This window comes from Eggerthella timonensis (assembly GCF_900184265.1).
In the GTDB taxonomy this organism is placed as follows: domain Bacteria; phylum Actinomycetota; class Coriobacteriia; order Coriobacteriales; family Eggerthellaceae; genus Eggerthella; species Eggerthella timonensis.
In genome coordinates this window covers 1,990,162-2,006,580 of sequence record NZ_FXXA01000002.1, presented here as the reverse complement: position 1 = coordinate 2,006,580, position 16,419 = coordinate 1,990,162, and the positions used below count along the sequence as shown (strand labels likewise).

Below are 16,419 nucleotides of genomic sequence, written 5' to 3'. Positions count from 1 at the left end.
CAGCAATCTCCCCTATTGGAAAGCGCTCGGCCGATGGGCTTGCGAACGGCTTACGGCCACCTGGGCTTTCTTCCGGCAGCCGAAGCCGTGGACGTCGCTGCGGGGCGCCAGGGCTTCCAACAAGGGAAATTCCTGCCGGAAACGGGCGACGGGGACGGCATTCGCGATCAGGCGTTACCCCTCGAAGCGCTCCACGAAGTGCAGGATGACCGCGGCGCTCGTCGGAGTGCAGCGCTCGCCCTCCAAAAGGCGCTCGCAGGTGGGGATGCCGCGGGCGATGATGGCGGCGGTTGCCGGCGCGGGGATGGGCAGCTCGCCATGCGCGCACACGACGGTGCCGCGGCCCGTCTGCACGGGAGTGGCGACGATCTCGTCGGGATCGAGGGCCTCCACGGCCAGGCAGATGGCAGCCACGTTGCGCAGCGCCTCGCCGTTGCCCACCTCGTGGAAGTGCGTCTCCTCAACCGTGCAGCCGTGCGCCGTCGCCTCGGCCTCGGCCAGGATGCGGTAGATCGCGCGCATGTCGCCCTTCGCGCGCTCGCTCATGTCGAGCGCGTCGATAGTGGCGTTCACCGCGCCCAGGTCGTGGTGATGCCCCTCGGGCACGCCGGCGTTCGCCGCAGCCGTGCGCACCTGCGCCCGTCGATCCTCGGGCAGCTGCAGCAGCGCCTCCGCCAGCAGGTGGCGCCGGGTGGCGTTCTCCTCCAGGTTCCAAACCAACGTCGTCATGCCGTCCTCGCTTTCACGTGGTTGATCATATGGGCCTGGTAGCCCGCGCCGAAGCCGTTGTCGATGTTCACGACGGACACGCCCGACGCGCACGAGTTCAGCATGGCCAGCAGCGCCGCCACGCCGCCGAAGCTGGCGCCGTAGCCCACGCTCGTGGGCACCGCGATCACCGGGCACGACGCGAGGCCGCCCACCACGCTGGCCAGCGCGCCCTCCATGCCCGCCACCGCCACCACGACGCTCGCCCGTGCGATGTCGTCGGCGTGCGCGAGCAGACGGTGGATGCCGGCCACGCCCACGTCGTAGAGCCGCGCCACGTCGTTTCCCAGCATCTCGGCCGTCACGGCGGCTTCCTCGGCAACGGGCAGGTCACTCGTGCCCGCGGCGGCGACCACGATGGGGCCGTTGCCGTCGGGCGCAGGGGGCTCGCCCACGATGCCGAGGCGCGGCATCTCGCGGTACGCGAACGGCAGCGTACATGCGCCCTCCAAGCCGCGTTCGACCGCAGCGGCCTTGTCGGCGTCGAGCCGCGTGACCAGCACGCGCTCCTGCCCGTTCTCCACAAGCGCCCGGCACACGCCCGCGATCTGCTCGGCCGTCTTGCCCGCGCCGTACACCACTTCCGACACGCCCTGGCGCATGCCGCGATGGTTGTCCACCGTCGCGTAGCCCAGCTCCGTGAACGGGGCGATGCGCAGCATCCGCTCGGCCTCGTCGATGGCGGTCTCCCCCGCCGCGACGCGCTCGAGCAGCGCGCGCAGGTCTCGTTGCTCCATGTCCAGCCTTTCCGTCGTCTCGTCGCTCGCCGACCATTGAACCACTTGGAGCGCACTCCAAGTCAAGCGTTTCATCGACCCCTCATGAAGAAAGCCCCGGATGCGGGTTCCGCGATCCAGGGCTTTCGCACGTTCGACGCAACGCCGTCGCTAGGCGGCGATGTCCTCGGGCTGCACGGCGTTGCCGCCGGCGTCGACCTCGTCGCCGGTGCCCGCGCCCTCGTCGGCGGGAGCGGCGTTGCCCTCGTCGGCGGGCGCGGCGTTGTCGTCGGCGTTCTCGCCTTCGCCTTCCTCAACCTGGGGCTCGTCCGTCTTGTCCGCAGTGCTCGCGTCCGTCGACTTCGTGGCCCCTTCCGTAAGCGGCGTGGAAGACAGGTCGAGCGCGGTGCCCAGCCACTTCGTCTCGATGACGCCGATGGTGCCGTTGCTGGTCAGCGTGGCGAGCGCCTCGGAAACGGCCTGCTTGAGATCGGTGTTCGCGTCGGACACGCCCACGCCGTAGCCGCCCGCCTGCTGCATGAGCGCCACGATGTGCACGTCGATGTCCGCGCTGTGCGCCGCGTACGTCCCGATGATGGCGTCGGCCGCCACGTACTGCACCTGGCCCGAAGACAGCTCGGAGAAGGCGCTCTTGAGGTCGTCGGTCGTGGAGAAGGTGGCCTTGTCGAACTCGTTCGTCACCGCCCACGCGCTCTTCGACGACACCTGCGCGGCGATCTTCGTCTCGACGGCGTTCGTGGGAACCTGCGAGTTGGACGGCGTGGAGAACAGCGCCACGGCCGTGGGCAGGTAGGCGTCCGACTTCCAGAACGAGGTGCTGGTGTCGGACTTGTCGATGCCCATCACGATGTCGACGGTACCTTCCTTGAGCGCCGATTCGGCATCGGAGCCCACGTCGACGACCTCGAGCTTCAGCCCGAAGCTGTCGGCCAGGGCCGCCGCCACGTCCACGTCGATGCCGACGATCTTGGACGAGGGGGAAGGCTGTCCCGCCAAGGGCTGGTTGTTGGTGTTCACGCCCACGCGCAACGTGCCGTCCTTGCCGATGGTCGGCGACGACAGGGTGGGCGTTTTCTCGGGGGGAGTGTAGCTCTGCTGCGATGAGCAGCCCGTCAAAACAGCGAGCAGGGCCGCCATGCACGCGACCGCCATGCAGCAGGACGCGAGCGTTTTATAACGCTTCATAACCGGTGAGCCTCCATCTAGCTTGATCTTCATGCTGCCTCTTCCGACTGACCTAGTCTTTGCCCCCACACTCGCGCACTGGAGCTCAGCTTGCGCCTTGCCCTCTCGCCCGTCGCGACCGGATGTCGCGATACGCGGGCGGTGCGGCTTACCTCTAGGATACGCCATGATCGTCGCGCGGAAACCGCGCGGCTTACGTGGGTCCTTTCGACCGCATCTGCCGTGGACTGAGGTTGAAAAACCCGCAACTACAGACTCGAAAGAAGCATCGCTAGTGTATCAGATGATGAATTGGGTCGGAAGCGCACCGGCAGAATCTGCGGAATAGCGCAACGCCGCCATCGCGGCGGACCGTCGTCGCGCCGACCGCGCGACGACGGTGCCGGGGCGTGGGATGCTCGCGGGATGCTCGCGAGATGCGCGCGGAAGCGGCGCAAGATGCGCGTGGGAACCGGCGGCAGGGAACGTGGAATCCGCGTAGGATGCGCGTGGAATCCGCGCTGGATCGGCGGGTGCGAAACGCAAGAGCGCGGTGTGCGGCGCGTGGAACGCCCCGTGCTATCCTCGAAGGATGAAGAACGCAGACGCAGCAACCGCCCTCGCATCCGCGCCACGCTCCCGCGGCGGCGGCGCCGCGCGCCCGCCCGCCCCGCGCCGAAGCCGCATGGCCCAGGCCACGCGCCGATACGGGAGGGGCGCAGCCGAGGCCATCGCCGAGACGCTGTGGCCCACCCGCTGCGCCGCGTGCGACACGCCCGGCGAGGTGCTGTGCGCGCCGTGCAGCCTCAACCTCCAGCATATCGACTGGTGGCGCGCCTGCCCGCGCTGCGGCGCTCCTTTCGGTCGTGTGCAGTGCAGCGAGTGCAACGACGTGATGCTGGCCTCCTCCGGGCGCGAAGAGCCGCCCTTCGACGCCTGCGCGAGCGCGGTCGCCTTCGACGACGCCGCTGCGCGCATCGTGCGCACCTGGAAGGATGCCGGGGAAAGGCGGCTCGCCGGGGCCATGGCCGCGCTCATGGCCCCGATGGTGCTGCCGTCGTGGCGGGCCGAGCAACCCGTCGTCGTGCCCGTGCCCGCCACCGCCGCCGCCGTGCGGCGGCGCGGCTTCGACCACGGGGCGGAGCTGGCGGCCGCCGTGGCCTCCTGCCTCGGCCTCGATGCGGCGCCCCTGCTGGCCCCGCCGCGCGCCCGCGACCAGCGCGCCCTCGCCCGTCGCGGCCGCTTGGCGAACATGGAGGGCCGCTTCATCCCCCTGCCGGGCGCGAGCGCGCCGCCTTCGGCGATCGTGATCGACGACGTGTACACTACCGGCGCCACCCTGTTCGCCGCTGCCGACGCCGTCCGCGCGGCCGGAGCCCGAACCGTCCGCTGCCTCACCTTCGCCCGCGTCTGGTAAGGGGCCCGACGCTCCGAGGGGAGCGTCGCGCATCCTACGGGTCGTGCGCCGCCGTCCATCGCCGCACGACGACTGCACGGCCGCTGCCTCTTCCCGCCTCCCCCGATCGCGCGTTCGAGCCGCAGGATACGCACGTCGGACTTCTTCGGCAAGGCGCTTCTGGCAAGCGAGCAGCACCCACGGCGCCGAAACCAAACGATCTTCGCTCCCAAAACACGCCTCACGCGCTGTAGCGTGTTTTGGGAGCGAAGATGCAACAAAAAAGCGGCGAGCCGAGGCCCGCCGCTTTCGCATGCCGATCGCAGGTCGGAGGCGCTAGATGATGCGCTCGCGCTGCTTCTGGGGGGCGGCGCTGGCGGCGTCGGAGAGCTCGGCCACGTCCACCGAGATGCTGTGCTTGATGGGCTTCCAGTTGCACTTCTTCACGAGGGCGACGAGCGCGATGGGGATGTAGGTCATCATGAACACGGGGAACGTGAACATGTACAGCACCTTTTTGCCCGTGGTGGAACGGATGGAATCCCATTCCACGAACGTGGTGAGCACGCCGAACATGAACATGAAGATGAAGTAGTTCATCAGGCAGAACAGGATGGACGACAGCGACGAGGCCACCATGATGCCCGTGGACATGGCGCCGGTGAGGCTGAGGAACACGATGATGGCGTTGAACAGCACCGACACGATGGTCAGCAGCATGCCCGGCGCGATGGTCATGAGCATGTCGTAGCAGGCGAAGCGCGCGCCCTTCGGGTTCACGGCGATGCCCTTCGCCAGGCGGGCGCCGTAGTGCCAGAACACCTGGTAGAAGCCCTTGGCCCAGCGGAAGCGCTGGTTCCACGAGTCGCGGAACGTGATGGGCTGCTCGTCGTAGAGGATGGCCGTGGGCGTGTAGCTGATGCGCGTGCCCTCGAGGATGCTGTTCGCCGAGAACTCGATGTCCTCGGTGAGCAGATGCCACTTCCAGCCGCCGTTCCTCTCGATGATGTCGGCGGCGATGAAGAAGCCCGTGCCCGATACGGCGCAGCTCGTGTTGAGCGTGAGGCGCGCCTGGTTCAGGAACTTGGCCTCGCGCAGAAACCACACGGCGTATCCGGCGGAGATCCAGTTGGAGTCGTAGTTCTTGGAGTTGCGGTAGCTGGTGGAGGCCTTCGCGCCGTTGTCGAAGGTCTTGTTCATCTCGCGGAAGTAGTTCACGTCGAGCACGTTGTCGGCGTCGAACACGAAGAACGCCTCGTAGCCCTTGTCGGCGTAGCGCTCGCGGATGCACTGGAAGCCGTAATCGAGCGCGTAGCCCTTGCCCACTTCCTTGTCGTTCGTGCGGGGGAACACGATGGCGCCGGCCTCGCGGGCCACTTCGGCGGTGTCGTCCGTGCAGTTGTCGGCGATGACGAACACGTCGATGAGCTCGGAGGGGTAGTTCTGCACCTTGATGGAATGGATGAGGTCGCCGATGACGGCGCTCTCGTTTCGCGCGGAGATGACCGCGGCGAACTTGTGGTTCTTCTTCGCCGTGAGAACCTTGGGCTTGCGCGTCAGCACCACGAACACGTAGTACAGCTGATACGTGTAGCAGATCGTGAACGTGAGAAACACGCAGAAGTTGAATATATCAACGAACGAGATCTGCGAAAAAAACTGGTCCAGCACCTTTGCTCCTTTGTCGGGCCGCGAACCTTCCTGCGACCGTGCCATCGCGCACCCGTCTTGCACGGGTCGCGCTCCGCCCCCTTGGTGTTGTTCGGTTTCGTCTGAGGGTTGTGCGGAACGCCGACGAGCCCGGCCGATGACGCGCAGGCTGCTTATGCGTTCCAAGCTGGACAGATTATAGCGGGTGGGCGGCCGTTCGGGGCAACAACGAGTCCGTTCGTTACCGTTTCTTCCGAATTTGAGGCGATAAAACACCGGTATTCACAAAGGTTCTGCATACGAACTTCATAAATGGGTCGGCTCGGCTATGATAATCTGAGAGATCGAGAATCCCACGTCCCCTTATGTCAACGGAGGCAAACCCTTGAACTACGACATCAAAGACATCGCGCTGGCCGACGAGGGCCTCGCCCGCATCGAGTGGGCCGACCGCGACATGCCCGTGCTCGCGTCCATCCGCGAGCGCTTCGAGCGCGAGAAGCCCCTCGAGGGCGTGCGCATCGGCGCCTGCATGCACGTGACCACCGAGACGGCGAACCTCATGCGCGCGCTCACGGCCTCCGGCGCGCACGTCACGCTGTGCGCTTCGAACCCGCTGTCCACCCAGGACGACACCGCCGCCTCGCTCGTGCGCGACTTCGGCATCGACGTGTTCGCCGTCGCCGGCGAGGACGCCGACACCTACAACCGCCACATCGAGGCCGTCATCGCCACCGACCCGCAGATCATCATGGACGACGGCGCCGACCTCGACACGGCGCTGCACACGAAGTTCACCGACAAGCTGGCGCACGTGGTGGGCGGCACCGAGGAGACCACGACGGGCGTCGTGCGCCTCATGTCCATGGCGGCCGAGGGGACGCTCGCCTACCCCGTATTCAACATCAACGATGCCAACACGAAGCACTGCTTCGACAACCACTACGGCACCGGCCAGTCCACCCTCGACGGCATCGTGCGCGCCACGAACCGCCTGCTGTGCGGCCGCACCATCGTGATCTCGGGCTACGGCTACTGCGGCAGCGGATTGGCCCTGCGCGCGAAGGGCATGGGCATGCGCGTCGTCGTGTGCGAGGTCGACCCGCTCAAGGCGCTCGAGGCGCACATGGAGGGCTACGAGGTGATGCCCGCGGCCGAGGCGGCGCGTCTCGCCGACGTGTGGGTGACCGTGACGGGCAACTGCAAGGTGGTGGACGGCCCGGCCTTCGAGAACATGAAGGACGGCGCGATCATCTGCAACTCGGGGCACTTCGACTCCGAGATCAACCTCGAGTGGCTCGAGGCCAACGCCGTGAAGAAAGAGGAGATCAAGCCGCTCGTCGAGGAGTACACGCTCGCCGACGGCCGCACGGTCATCGTGCTGGCGCAAGGACGCCTCGTGAACCTGTCGTGCGCCGAGGGGCACCCCGCATCCGTCATGGACATGAGCTTCGCGAACCAGGCGCTGGCCGCCGAGTACCTGTTCCAGCACGCGAGCGAGTTGGAGAACAAGGTGTACGACGTGCCGTCCGCCATCGACGACGGCGTGGCCCGCGTGAAGCTCGCGACCCTCGGCATCGAGATCGACGAGCTCACCGAGGAGCAGATCGCGTACATGAACTCCTGGAACTTCGAGACGCTGTAGGCTTTTCGCCTCGAACTCGTTCCGCTCGATCCCAAGCCCGGCCGCTCGCAGCGCCGGGCTTTTTTCGCGCCGAAGAACTTTCCCCTTGACTTGGAGCGCGCTCCAGGGTTCATGATAGGCGTCGAAGCAACGACGAACGATCGTGATTCGCGATAGGAGATGCACATGTTAGGAACGTTCAGTTATGCGAACCCCACCAAGCTGTACTTCGGCGAGGACGCGCTCGACTCCCTGCCCGGGGAGCTGGCCCGCTACGGCGACCGCGTGCTGCTGGCGTACGGCGGCGGCTCCATCAAGAAGACCGGCCTCTACGACGAGGTGCGCGGCATCCTCGAAGCCGCCGGCAAGGAGGTGTTCGAGGTGCCGGGCGTCATGCCGAACCCCACCGTGGAGAAGCTCTACGAGGGCTGCGCGGTCGCGCGCGACAACGACGTCGACCTGATCCTGGCCGTGGGCGGCGGCTCGGTGGTGGACTACGCGAAGGCCGTGAGCGTGTCGGCCTGGTGCGACGAGGACCCGTGGGAGAAGTACTTCGCGCGCCTCGAGGAGCCGGACAACCGCATCATCCCCGTAGGCAGCGTGCTGACTATGGTGGGGACCGGTTCCGAGATGAACGGCGGCTCGGTGATCACGAACCGCGCGACGAAGCAGAAAATCGGCCACGTGTTCGGCGAGGAGGTGTTCCCGAAGTTCGCCATCCTGAACCCGCGCCTCACGTTCACCGTGCCGCGCTACCAGATGGTCGCCGGCATCTTCGACGTGATGTCGCACATCCTGGAGCAGTACTTCTCAGGCGACGACGACAACACGTCGGATTACCTTGCCGAGGGCCTCATGCGCTCGCTCGTGCACTCGTCGCGCATCGCCGCGGTCGACCCGCAGGACTACGAGGCGCGCAGCAACATCATGTGGACGTCCGCCTGGGCGCTGAACACGCTCATCGCGAAGGGCAAGTCCACCGACTGGATGGTGCACATGATCGGCCAGTCCATCGGCGCGTACACCGACGCCACGCACGGCATGACGCTGTCGGCGATCTCGCCGGCGTACTACCGACTCGTCATGCCCTACGGCCTGCCGAAGTTCGCCCGGTTCGCCACCGCGGTGTGGGACGTGGACGCCTCCGGCAAGACCGACGAAGAGACGGCCGCCGAGGGCCTCGAGCGCATGGAGGACTGGATGCGCGAGCTGGGGCTCGTGATGAGCATCTCCGAGCTGGGCGTGACCGACGATATGATCGACGGCATCGCCGACGGCTCCTTCGTCATGGACGGCGGCTACCACGTGCTCGACCGCGACGAGATCGTGGCCGTGCTCGAAGCCAGCAAGTAACAGGGGCAACGTGCGCGAACGGGCGCCGCAAGCATTCGCGCCGCCCGTTCGCCTATCGAGGCTCGAAAGGGTTCTCCATCTCGATGCCGAGGTAATCGAAATCATGTACGTTGCGCGTTGCGAGGATCGCCTCGTTGCGTTGGCATATCGCAGCGATCATCAAGTCTTCGATGGTGGGCACACGACCGCTCGAAAGGGCACGGTCGTGCAGGCGCGCGCAGAGAAACGCACTGAACGCGTCGAATGGGAACGTCTTGTCGGAACAATCCATAACGATTGCCGAGATCGCCTCCTCCAAGAGCCGACGGCGCTTTCCTTCAGGCAGGCGCAGCATGCCGAAGTACAGCTCCTTGACGGTTACCGAAGTCAGGTACACCTCTCCCTCATGATCGAAGAACCAGTCGATGACGTCGGGCGAAGGGAGGGGTTTCATCAGCTCCGAAACCACGTTCGTGTCGACAACGTATCTCATAGCCAGCCCGCCCCGTCGAACGGGCGAGCGGGATGGCGCTCGGGAGCTTCGATCTCGATGCCGTCCGCCGACGCAGCGGCCCTCCGGAGCATCAACACCCAGTCGCGCGGTTCGGACTGCAGAGCGGATTCGAGGATCGCCCGCGCTTCAGCTTGCTGGGAGCGACCGTTCTTCGCCGCGCGCGCGACAAGCGCATCTTTGGCGCGACGATCGAGATTTCGAATGAGCAGGTCCGTCATGACGATCCTTCCTCTTGAGGAGCAACCAGATGATATCATCGATATCATCTGGTTGCAAACGAGGAGGGGAACAGCTGGGCGGCGGCGCTGCCCGCACGTCAGCGCTTCGCGGGCAGGCGCCTCACGGCCTTCGATATGTCCTTGTACCTGCGTTCCTTTTGGGCGAGGTAGCCGGCCTTGTCCTCGGCGAACGCGGCCTCGGCCTTCAGCTTGCGGTACGCCTGCCAGCGGCGCTCGGACAGCTCGCCGTCCGCGATGGCCTCGTAGACGGCGCACCCCGGCTCGGAGGTGTGGGTGCAGTTCGAGAACCGGCACGAGGCGAACAGGCGCTCCACGTCGGCGAACCCCTGCTCGAGGCCCTCGGCAACGTCCCTCAGCCCCAGCTCCCGCATGCCGGGCGTGTCCATCACGAGGCCGCCTCCCGGTAGCAGCACGAGCTGGCGGCGCGTGGTGGCATGACGGCCGCGGCCGTCGGCGCGCACGTCGCGCGTTTCGAGGACGTCCTCCCCCAGCAAGCGGTTGACCAGCGTCGACTTGCCCACGCCCGACGAACCCAGAAGCGCGACGGTCCTGCCGGGCTGCAGGTAGGGGCGCACGGCCTCGAAGCCGCCCTCCTCCATCGACGACACGGCCAGCACGTCGACGCCGAAGGCCACCGACTGCACGGCGCGCAGCCGTCGCTCCAGGCTGTCGCACGCATCGGCCTTCGTCAGCACCACGACGGGCACCGCCCCGCCCTCCCACGCGAGCGCGAGGTAGCGCTCGAGCCGCCGCAGGTTGAAGTCCCCGACGAGCGACATGCACAGAAACGCGGTGTCGATATTGGCCGCCACCACCTGCTGCTCGAACGACGCGCCGGCCGCCTTGCGCATGAAGGCGCTCGTGCGCGGAAGCACCTGCGAGACGATGGCGCGCCCGCCCGCGTCGTCCGCACGGTCCAACAGGACGAAATCGCCAACCGCCGGAAAGTCGGCGGCCGAACGGGCGGCATGGCGCAGCTTGCCCGCCGTTTCGGCGAAGAGCTCGCCCTGCTCGCCGACGACGCGGTACAGCTCGTGGGCCTGGGACAGGACGCGCCCCACGACGGGGTCCTCCAAGCCGGACGCCTCGCGCGCCCGCTGCATGATCGCGTCGGTCACGCCGTAGGCGCGCAGGTCGACGGCCGCCATCACGCCTCGCCTCCCTCGCGCGCCTGCGCGCCGGGCGCGTCCGCCCGCAGGCTCTCGAGGGGAAACGGCGGCTCTGCCAGCGGCTTCACGGCGATGGACATGAGCTTGACGGGGTTGTCGTCGGCGGCGATGCGGTTCGAGCTCAGGTGACCGCAGCGCTTGCAGCGGTGCACGATGGCCCATTCCCCGCCTTTGCGCACCCACACGCTGATGGGCTCCATGATGCTTTCGCACACGGACGCCCGGTCGCCGGGCCGCTCGTCAACGTGCAGGCTGTGCAGGCATTGAGGACAGTGGTTGCGATGGCGGCTCCCCGCCTCGTCGGGCGTGACGAGCTGGCCGCACTGTTTGCAGATGAAGCTGTCCATGCAGGCATGCGCCTGGTAGAAGGCGGTGCCTCTCTTGATTTTTTCCACGGTGGTTCTCCCAAAACGTTGATGGTCGTTGCCCTGTTTGGGAGGTTCCAGCGGAGACTAGCGCTCGCAAACCTCCCGGCTTGCGACAATCTCCACGCTACATCCTTGTGACAAAAGTCATGCTCCTCAAGTAGTGTTGACGCCGTCGTTTATACCACAGGAGCGTCGGGTTTTGCAAACAGCCGACCTCTTTGCGGCAGCTTCTCACCGCTTCTCACTCTTTGATCGACGAGGAAGGCCTGACTTCGCACATTCCGCCTTTCTCGAACGTATTGCGTACCCACTTGTTCATTCCATTAAGAAGAAATGCCATGAGCACAATCGAACCGCATAACCCTGCAATGAGCACCATCGATACCTCGACTCGGGCTTGTATCAAAATCATGCTTGCCGGAAATGGCGCCACTCCGATACCCGCATAGACAACTGCTGTAAAAGCGATATAGCAAACAGGGAAAACGATGCTGGTAAGCAGGAGTTTCCGGTTCGCGATCTCCCTGCAATCGCAAAACAGAAGAAAATGCACCGTCACCAAGACTGGGTTTATCACATGAAGAAACCAGTATGCGCCGTCAAGGTTAAGTTGCATCGCTATCGTGGCGATCAATATCAAGTCGAGCGCCAGGGTGCTGTCCAAAAAGACAACCGGATGCATCCCTTTCCCGTTCAGCCGTCGATGGAAATACGAAAAAATGTAGAGAACCCCTCCAACGACTCCGGAAACACAGCACCATTCACTCAAATGCACATATTCCTCATTCGGGATAGCAGAATAATATCCCCAGGCGGTTGTCGCGATATACAGCACGCCGATCAGCAAGGCGCTTGCGTTTCCCAATGACTTGTTATCGATAATCCCCATGCTCGTTCCCCTTGCTTATCATGTTTGCGCGTCTTCGGCTCTGCGTCTTCATGCTGGCTCGCGGAATCGCTCGTTGCCTTTCTCTCGAAACGCCGCCGAAGGGCGCTCTCCCGCCCTCAGCCCTCGTAGCGCTTCAACATGCGCAGCCACGTGGCCATGACGAGGCGCTGCGGCACCGCCTTCGCGGCTACGTGCAGGTACTTCGCGTACAGCGGGAACACCGAGAGCTCCCGTCCCCGCCGTGCGTCGCGCAGCGCGCGGGCGACCACCTTGCCGGGAGGCACGAGCCCGGGAAAGGCGACGCGCCGCCCGTTGACCTCGCGCAGGAGCAGATCGGTGTCCACCCAGCTCGGGCATACCGCGCATGCCGTTATTCCGGTGCCCGCCAGCTCGGCGTTGAGCGCTCGCGAATAGCTGAGCTCGAACGCCTTCGTCGCCGCGTACAGGCCGAGGTAGGGCGTGGGCTGGAACGCCGACGCGGACGACACGTTCAGGATGCGGCTTCCCCGTTGCATGCTGGGCAGGCAGATCCGGCAGAGCGCGGCGAGGGCAGAGCAGTTCAGGGCGATCGTGCGCTCGATCTCGCCGACGGAGAAGTCGTCCCAGGCGCCCATCTTGGCCGTCCCCGCGTTGTTCACCAGGTAGGCCACCGAGGGATGCGCCTCTTCGAGCGCGCGCTCGACGACCCGCAGCCCCGATGCATCCGCCAAATCGGCCGCCAACGGCACCACGCGCGCGCCCAGCTCGTCGCGCAAGCGCTCGAGCTTCCGCTCGGTGCGAGCCACCGCCCACAGCTCGTCGAGATCCCCTTCCTCGAGCAGCTGCTCCGCGAACGCGCGCCCGAGGCCGCCGGTCGCGCCCGTCACCAACGCGATGCGCGCGCCCATGCTAGCGCCCGCCCTTCAGCAGCGTGCGCTCCATGTCGGCCGCGTCGATCATGTCGAAGCCCGTGGCGAACAGCCGCTTCAACGCGTACAGGTACGCGACGCCCCAGAAGAAGTCGGCCAGCTTGAGCGGGTCGCCCGCCGCAACGCTGCCCTCGCGCTGGCCCTGCTCGACGATGCGCGCCGTGTGCGCGTACAGCTCGGAGCGGTACGGTGCCGGAAGTCCGTCCCGCAGGCCCTCCTCGAGCATGAGCTGCGTGTTCAGCACCACGGAGGCCGCGAACAGCTCGTCGTCGGCGAGACGGTCGAGGACGGAGGCGGCGAGGCGGCGGATCTTCGCCTTAGCCGTCAACGGCAGCCGCGCGAGCAGCTTGAGCTCGCGGACGTCCTCGTCGTTCGCCACCAGCGTGCGCAGCGCGCTGAACAGGTCCTCCTTCGAGTCGAAGTAACGGTAGATCGTCCCCTGCGCGATGCCGATGCCGCGCGCCAAATCGGCGATCTTCGTTCCCGCGAAGCCGTTGCGCGCGAAGTAGCGCAGCGACTCCCGCAGTATCCGCTCCCGCATCTCGTCGCGCATGGCCGCGCATTGCTCCGCCGATTTCGGCATAGGTTTCCCGTTCTTTTGGATGAATATTTTCTCATTCATAAAATACGCCCCCTATGGCGCGATGTCAAGGAAGGGCTGATATGAAGCGCCTGCTCGAAGGAACGACGCATCGAGGAGGGTTGCGCTGCGGCCGCTATGCGGAGGTACACGAAAGCGTTCGGGCGCAAAACGGGAGCCATGGCAATCGAAAGGCCGTTCTTCTCCCCCATAAGGAAATTCCCACAAAAGAAATCCCAGGTGGCGAGAATTCTCCTCTTCGGGGAACCGGTCGAATCCGCATGCAAAAATGTCACGGGTGCCGTTTTGCGCCCAGGCGAGGCATGCCGCACCGGCGTTTTCCCGATCATGCGCTTGACTTAGAGCGGACTCCAAGGGCTACGATGTCCGGCAGACCAGCAATCGACGAAAGGCAGAGCATGGCCATGGAATACCGCACCTTCCCGCGCGGGGGCGAGCGCGCGAGCGTCATCGGCTTCGGGATGGGATCGATCCACGAGGCCGCCGACGACCGCGAGATCGAATCCGCGCTCGCGTTGGCGCTCGACGCAGGCGTGAACTTCTTCGATCTGGCGCCCTCCGAAGCGTCGCCCTACGCGTCGTACGGGCGCGCGCTGGCTCCACGGCGTGCGGACGTCCTGACGCAGATGCACCTGGGCGCGGTGTACGGCGCGAACGGCCAGTACGGATGGAGCCGCGACCTCGACGTCATCAAGCGTCAGTTCGCACGCGTGCTGGACACGCTGCAAACCGGTTACACCGACTTCGGCATCATCCACTGCATGGACGAGGACGAGGACTTCGACGCCATGCGAGAAAACGGCAACTGGGACTTTGCGCTGTCATTGAAGGAGCAGGGCGTGATCCGCCATCTGGGCTTCTCGTCGCACAACCCCGCCATCGCGCGGCGCTTCCTGGACACGGGCCTCGTGGACGAATGCATGTTCAGCATCAACCCGGCCTACGACTACTCGAAAGGCTCTTACGGTTTGGGCAGGGCCAACGAGCGCATGGACCTGTACCGTGCCTGCGAGCGCGACGGCGTGGGGATCGCCGTCATGAAGGCGTTCGCCGGCGGCCAGCTGCTCGATGCGAAGGCGTCGCCGTTCGGCCGCGCGCTCACGAAGGCGCAGTGCATCGCTTACGCGCTGGACAAGCCGGGCGTGATCTGCGTGCTGCCGGGCTTCCGCACGCCCGACGACGTGGCCGCGGTGCTCGCATTCTGCGATGCATCCGAGGAGGAGCGCGATTACAGCGCGATCGGCACGTTCGCGCCGCAGGAGGCCGAAGGGCGCTGCGTGTACTGCCACCACTGCCAGCCCTGCCCCGTCGGCATCGACATCGGCATGGTGAACAAGTACTACGACCTGGCGCGCGTCGGCGACGAGATGGCCGCCGGCCACTACCGCAAGCTCGCGCTAAGCGCCGGCGACTGCATAGCGTGCGGCCGCTGCGACGACCGCTGCCCCTTCGGTGTGGCGCAACGCGACCGCATGCAGGAGATCGCGACGTACTTCGGGAAGTAGCGGCGGCGCGCCTCCGACGCGGCACGTCGCGAACGGGAGCATTGTCGCCCGAAAAGTACGGAATCGCAGCCAAAACCGTACTTTTCGGGCGACAATGCGCTTGCCGACGGGCTGAACGCGAAGCGTGCGCGGCGTGCGGGAATCCGGTAGGATGGCACCAGGTTGTTTTCCTCGAGAGAATCGACGCCGCCATGCATGCAGAAAAGACCTCCTCGCCCCGCCCCGGCCTGACGAGGAGAACATGGACGCTCATCATCCTGCTGTCGTTCTTCGGGCAGGTGGCCTGGGCGCTCGAGAACAACTTCTTCAACCTGTTCATCCAGGACGTGTTCAATGCGTCGCTCGCCGACGTGGCGCTCATGGTGTCGGCCTCGGCGCTGACCGCGGCGGCCACCACGCTGTTCGTGGGCGCGTGGTCGGACCGCGTGGGCAGGCGCAAGGCGTTCATCGGCGCAGGCACCATCCTCTGGGGCGCGTCCATCATCGTGTTCGCGTATCTGCAGACCATCTCGCTCGCGCTGGCCGGCACCGCGGCGGCGGCCATGGCGTTCGGCGTGACGCTGACCATCGTGTTCGACTGCGTCATGACGTTCTTCGGCAGCCTGGCGAACGACTCGTGCTTCAACGCATGGGTCACCGACATCACCACCGAGAAGAACCGCGGCAAGGTGGAGGGCGTGAACTCGGCCATGCCGCTGCTGGCGATGCTGGCCGTGTTCGGCGGCGCGATGTTCCTCATGATCGTGCGGCCCGACGGCACGGTGACCTACGACTACCCGCTGTTCTTCACCATCGTGGGCGTCGCCGTGGTGGCGCTCGGCATCGTGGTGGTACTGCTCATGCAGGACTCCCGGCCCGAGCGCGCGCAGGCGGGCGGCTACCTGGACAACGTGCGCTACGGCTTCCGCCCGCGCGCGGTGTCCGAGCACCGGATGCTCTACCTCGTGCTGCTGGCCTACCTCGTGTTCGCCACCGCGCTGCAGGTGTTCATGCCCTACTACGTGCTGTACCTGCGGCTTCCCTACATCCTGGGCGAGAACTACGTGTTCGTGATGGCCCCGGGCATCGTCATCGCAGCCGTGTTCACCATCCTGTACGGCAAGCGGGTCGATCGCCGCGGCTTCCTGCGCGCGGTCGTCGTTCCGCTCGCGCTGTTCGTGGCGGGATGCCTCGTGCTCACCCTGCTCACGAGCGCGGCGGGCGTGTTCGTCGGCTCGGCGCTCATGCTGTGCGGGTACCTGGGCGCGGTGGCGTGCTTCGGCGCCGAGGTGCGCAACAACACGCCCGCCGGCTACGTGGGGGCCTTCCAGGGCGTCCGCATCTTCATGGCGGTGCTCATCCCCATGCTCGTGGGGCCGTGGATCGGCTCGACCCTGAGCGCCACGTCGGGCGCCATCGGGTTCGGCGTGGTGGGAGACGGGTTCACGCCGTCGTCGCTGATCTTTTTAGGAGGCGCCGTCGTGGCGCTGTTAACGTTCGCCGTGCTGCCGTTCATCCGCGCGCAGCGGCGACGCAACGACTAGGGACGAGAATGTCCCCATTGGGGCCTGTCCCC

General features: G+C 66.0%; 16 protein-coding genes. 5 read left to right on the top strand and 11 right to left on the bottom strand.

The annotated features are described in order from the left end of the window. Positions 1-174 precede the first annotated feature (174 nt). The 3 genes from larC to C1A15_RS08195 all read right to left on the bottom strand — a co-directional run bounded on the left by larC (position 175) and on the right by C1A15_RS08195 (position 2,690). On the bottom strand, positions 175-729 hold the full coding sequence (larC, locus tag C1A15_RS08205; protein ID WP_101722107.1) for a nickel pincer cofactor biosynthesis protein LarC: 555 nt from the start codon (positions 727-729) through the stop codon (positions 175-177). After that, positions 726-1,505: a nickel pincer cofactor biosynthesis protein LarB gene (larB, locus tag C1A15_RS08200; RefSeq protein ID WP_101722106.1), complete on the bottom strand. Its 780-nt coding sequence runs from the start codon at positions 1,503-1,505 to the stop codon at positions 726-728. Before larB ends, larC begins: the two co-directional genes overlap by 4 nt. Before the next feature lie 150 nt (positions 1,506-1,655). After that, positions 1,656-2,690, bottom strand: a complete 1,035-nt coding sequence (locus tag C1A15_RS08195; RefSeq protein WP_101722105.1) for a substrate-binding periplasmic protein — start codon at positions 2,688-2,690, stop codon at positions 1,656-1,658. Positions 2,691-3,354: 664 nt separating this feature from the next. Here C1A15_RS08195 and C1A15_RS08190 point away from each other — a divergent pair. Further along, positions 3,355-4,086, top strand: a complete 732-nt coding sequence (locus C1A15_RS08190) for a ComF family protein (RefSeq protein WP_245864975.1) — start codon at positions 3,355-3,357, stop codon at positions 4,084-4,086. A 315-nt stretch (positions 4,087-4,401) separates the two neighbouring features. Here the strand turns inward: C1A15_RS08190 and C1A15_RS08185 are convergent, their stop codons facing one another. Continuing rightward, positions 4,402-5,736 (bottom strand): glycosyltransferase family 2 protein, encoded by a 1,335-nt coding sequence (locus tag C1A15_RS08185; protein WP_101722103.1) that lies wholly within the window; start codon positions 5,734-5,736, stop codon positions 4,402-4,404. 364 nt (positions 5,737-6,100) lie between these two features. Here C1A15_RS08185 and ahcY point away from each other — a divergent pair, with 364 nt between their 5' ends. Together ahcY and C1A15_RS08175 are read left to right on the top strand one after the other, a co-directional pair. Then, on the top strand, positions 6,101-7,360 hold the full coding sequence (gene ahcY, locus C1A15_RS08180) for an adenosylhomocysteinase (RefSeq protein WP_101722102.1): 1,260 nt from the start codon (positions 6,101-6,103) through the stop codon (positions 7,358-7,360). Between the two features lie 165 nt (positions 7,361-7,525). Further along, positions 7,526-8,692: an iron-containing alcohol dehydrogenase gene (locus C1A15_RS08175; protein ID WP_101722101.1), complete on the top strand. Its 1,167-nt coding sequence runs from the start codon at positions 7,526-7,528 to the stop codon at positions 8,690-8,692. 52 nt (positions 8,693-8,744) lie between these two features. Here the strand turns inward: C1A15_RS08175 and C1A15_RS08170 are convergent, their stop codons facing one another. The 7 genes from C1A15_RS08170 to C1A15_RS08140 form a co-directional block, all read right to left on the bottom strand. Beyond that, positions 8,745-9,164, bottom strand: a complete 420-nt coding sequence (locus tag C1A15_RS08170) for a type II toxin-antitoxin system VapC family toxin (RefSeq protein ID WP_101722100.1) — start codon at positions 9,162-9,164, stop codon at positions 8,745-8,747. Continuing rightward, positions 9,161-9,403 (bottom strand): FitA-like ribbon-helix-helix domain-containing protein, encoded by a 243-nt coding sequence (locus C1A15_RS08165; RefSeq protein ID WP_101722099.1) that lies wholly within the window; start codon positions 9,401-9,403, stop codon positions 9,161-9,163. Before C1A15_RS08165 ends, C1A15_RS08170 begins: the two co-directional genes overlap by 4 nt. Before the next feature lie 98 nt (positions 9,404-9,501). Then, entirely contained in the window at positions 9,502-10,572 is a 1,071-nt protein-coding gene (gene rsgA, locus C1A15_RS08160; protein WP_101722098.1) for a ribosome small subunit-dependent GTPase A, read from the bottom strand. Further along, the gene (locus tag C1A15_RS08155; RefSeq protein WP_219618186.1) at positions 10,572-10,988 is read right to left on the bottom strand and encodes an RNHCP domain-containing protein; all 417 of its coding nucleotides are present in this window, start codon (positions 10,986-10,988) and stop codon (positions 10,572-10,574) included. The genes rsgA and C1A15_RS08155 overlap by 1 nt, the downstream gene beginning before the upstream one ends. 214 nt (positions 10,989-11,202) lie before the next feature. Then, the gene (locus C1A15_RS08150; RefSeq protein ID WP_101722097.1) at positions 11,203-11,850 is read right to left on the bottom strand and encodes a hypothetical protein; all 648 of its coding nucleotides are present in this window, start codon (positions 11,848-11,850) and stop codon (positions 11,203-11,205) included. Positions 11,851-11,966: 116 nt separating this feature from the next. Further along, complete coding sequence (locus C1A15_RS08145; protein ID WP_101722096.1) at positions 11,967-12,737, bottom strand: SDR family NAD(P)-dependent oxidoreductase; 771 nt, start codon at positions 12,735-12,737, stop codon at positions 11,967-11,969. Position 12,738: 1 nt separating this feature from the next. Then, the gene (locus C1A15_RS08140; RefSeq protein ID WP_101722095.1) at positions 12,739-13,341 is read right to left on the bottom strand and encodes a TetR/AcrR family transcriptional regulator; all 603 of its coding nucleotides are present in this window, start codon (positions 13,339-13,341) and stop codon (positions 12,739-12,741) included. Positions 13,342-13,757: 416 nt separating this feature from the next. Between C1A15_RS08140 and C1A15_RS08130 the strand changes: the two genes are divergently transcribed. Both C1A15_RS08130 and C1A15_RS08125 read left to right on the top strand, forming a co-directional pair. Then, positions 13,758-14,864 carry an aldo/keto reductase gene (locus C1A15_RS08130; protein WP_219618185.1) on the top strand — a complete coding sequence of 369 codons (1,107 nt, stop codon included), beginning with the start codon at positions 13,758-13,760 and terminating at the stop codon, positions 14,862-14,864. A 191-nt stretch (positions 14,865-15,055) separates the two neighbouring features. Further along, entirely contained in the window at positions 15,056-16,387 is a 1,332-nt protein-coding gene (locus C1A15_RS08125) for an MFS transporter (protein ID WP_101722093.1), read from the top strand. The last annotated feature ends 32 nt before the right edge of the window (positions 16,388-16,419 follow it).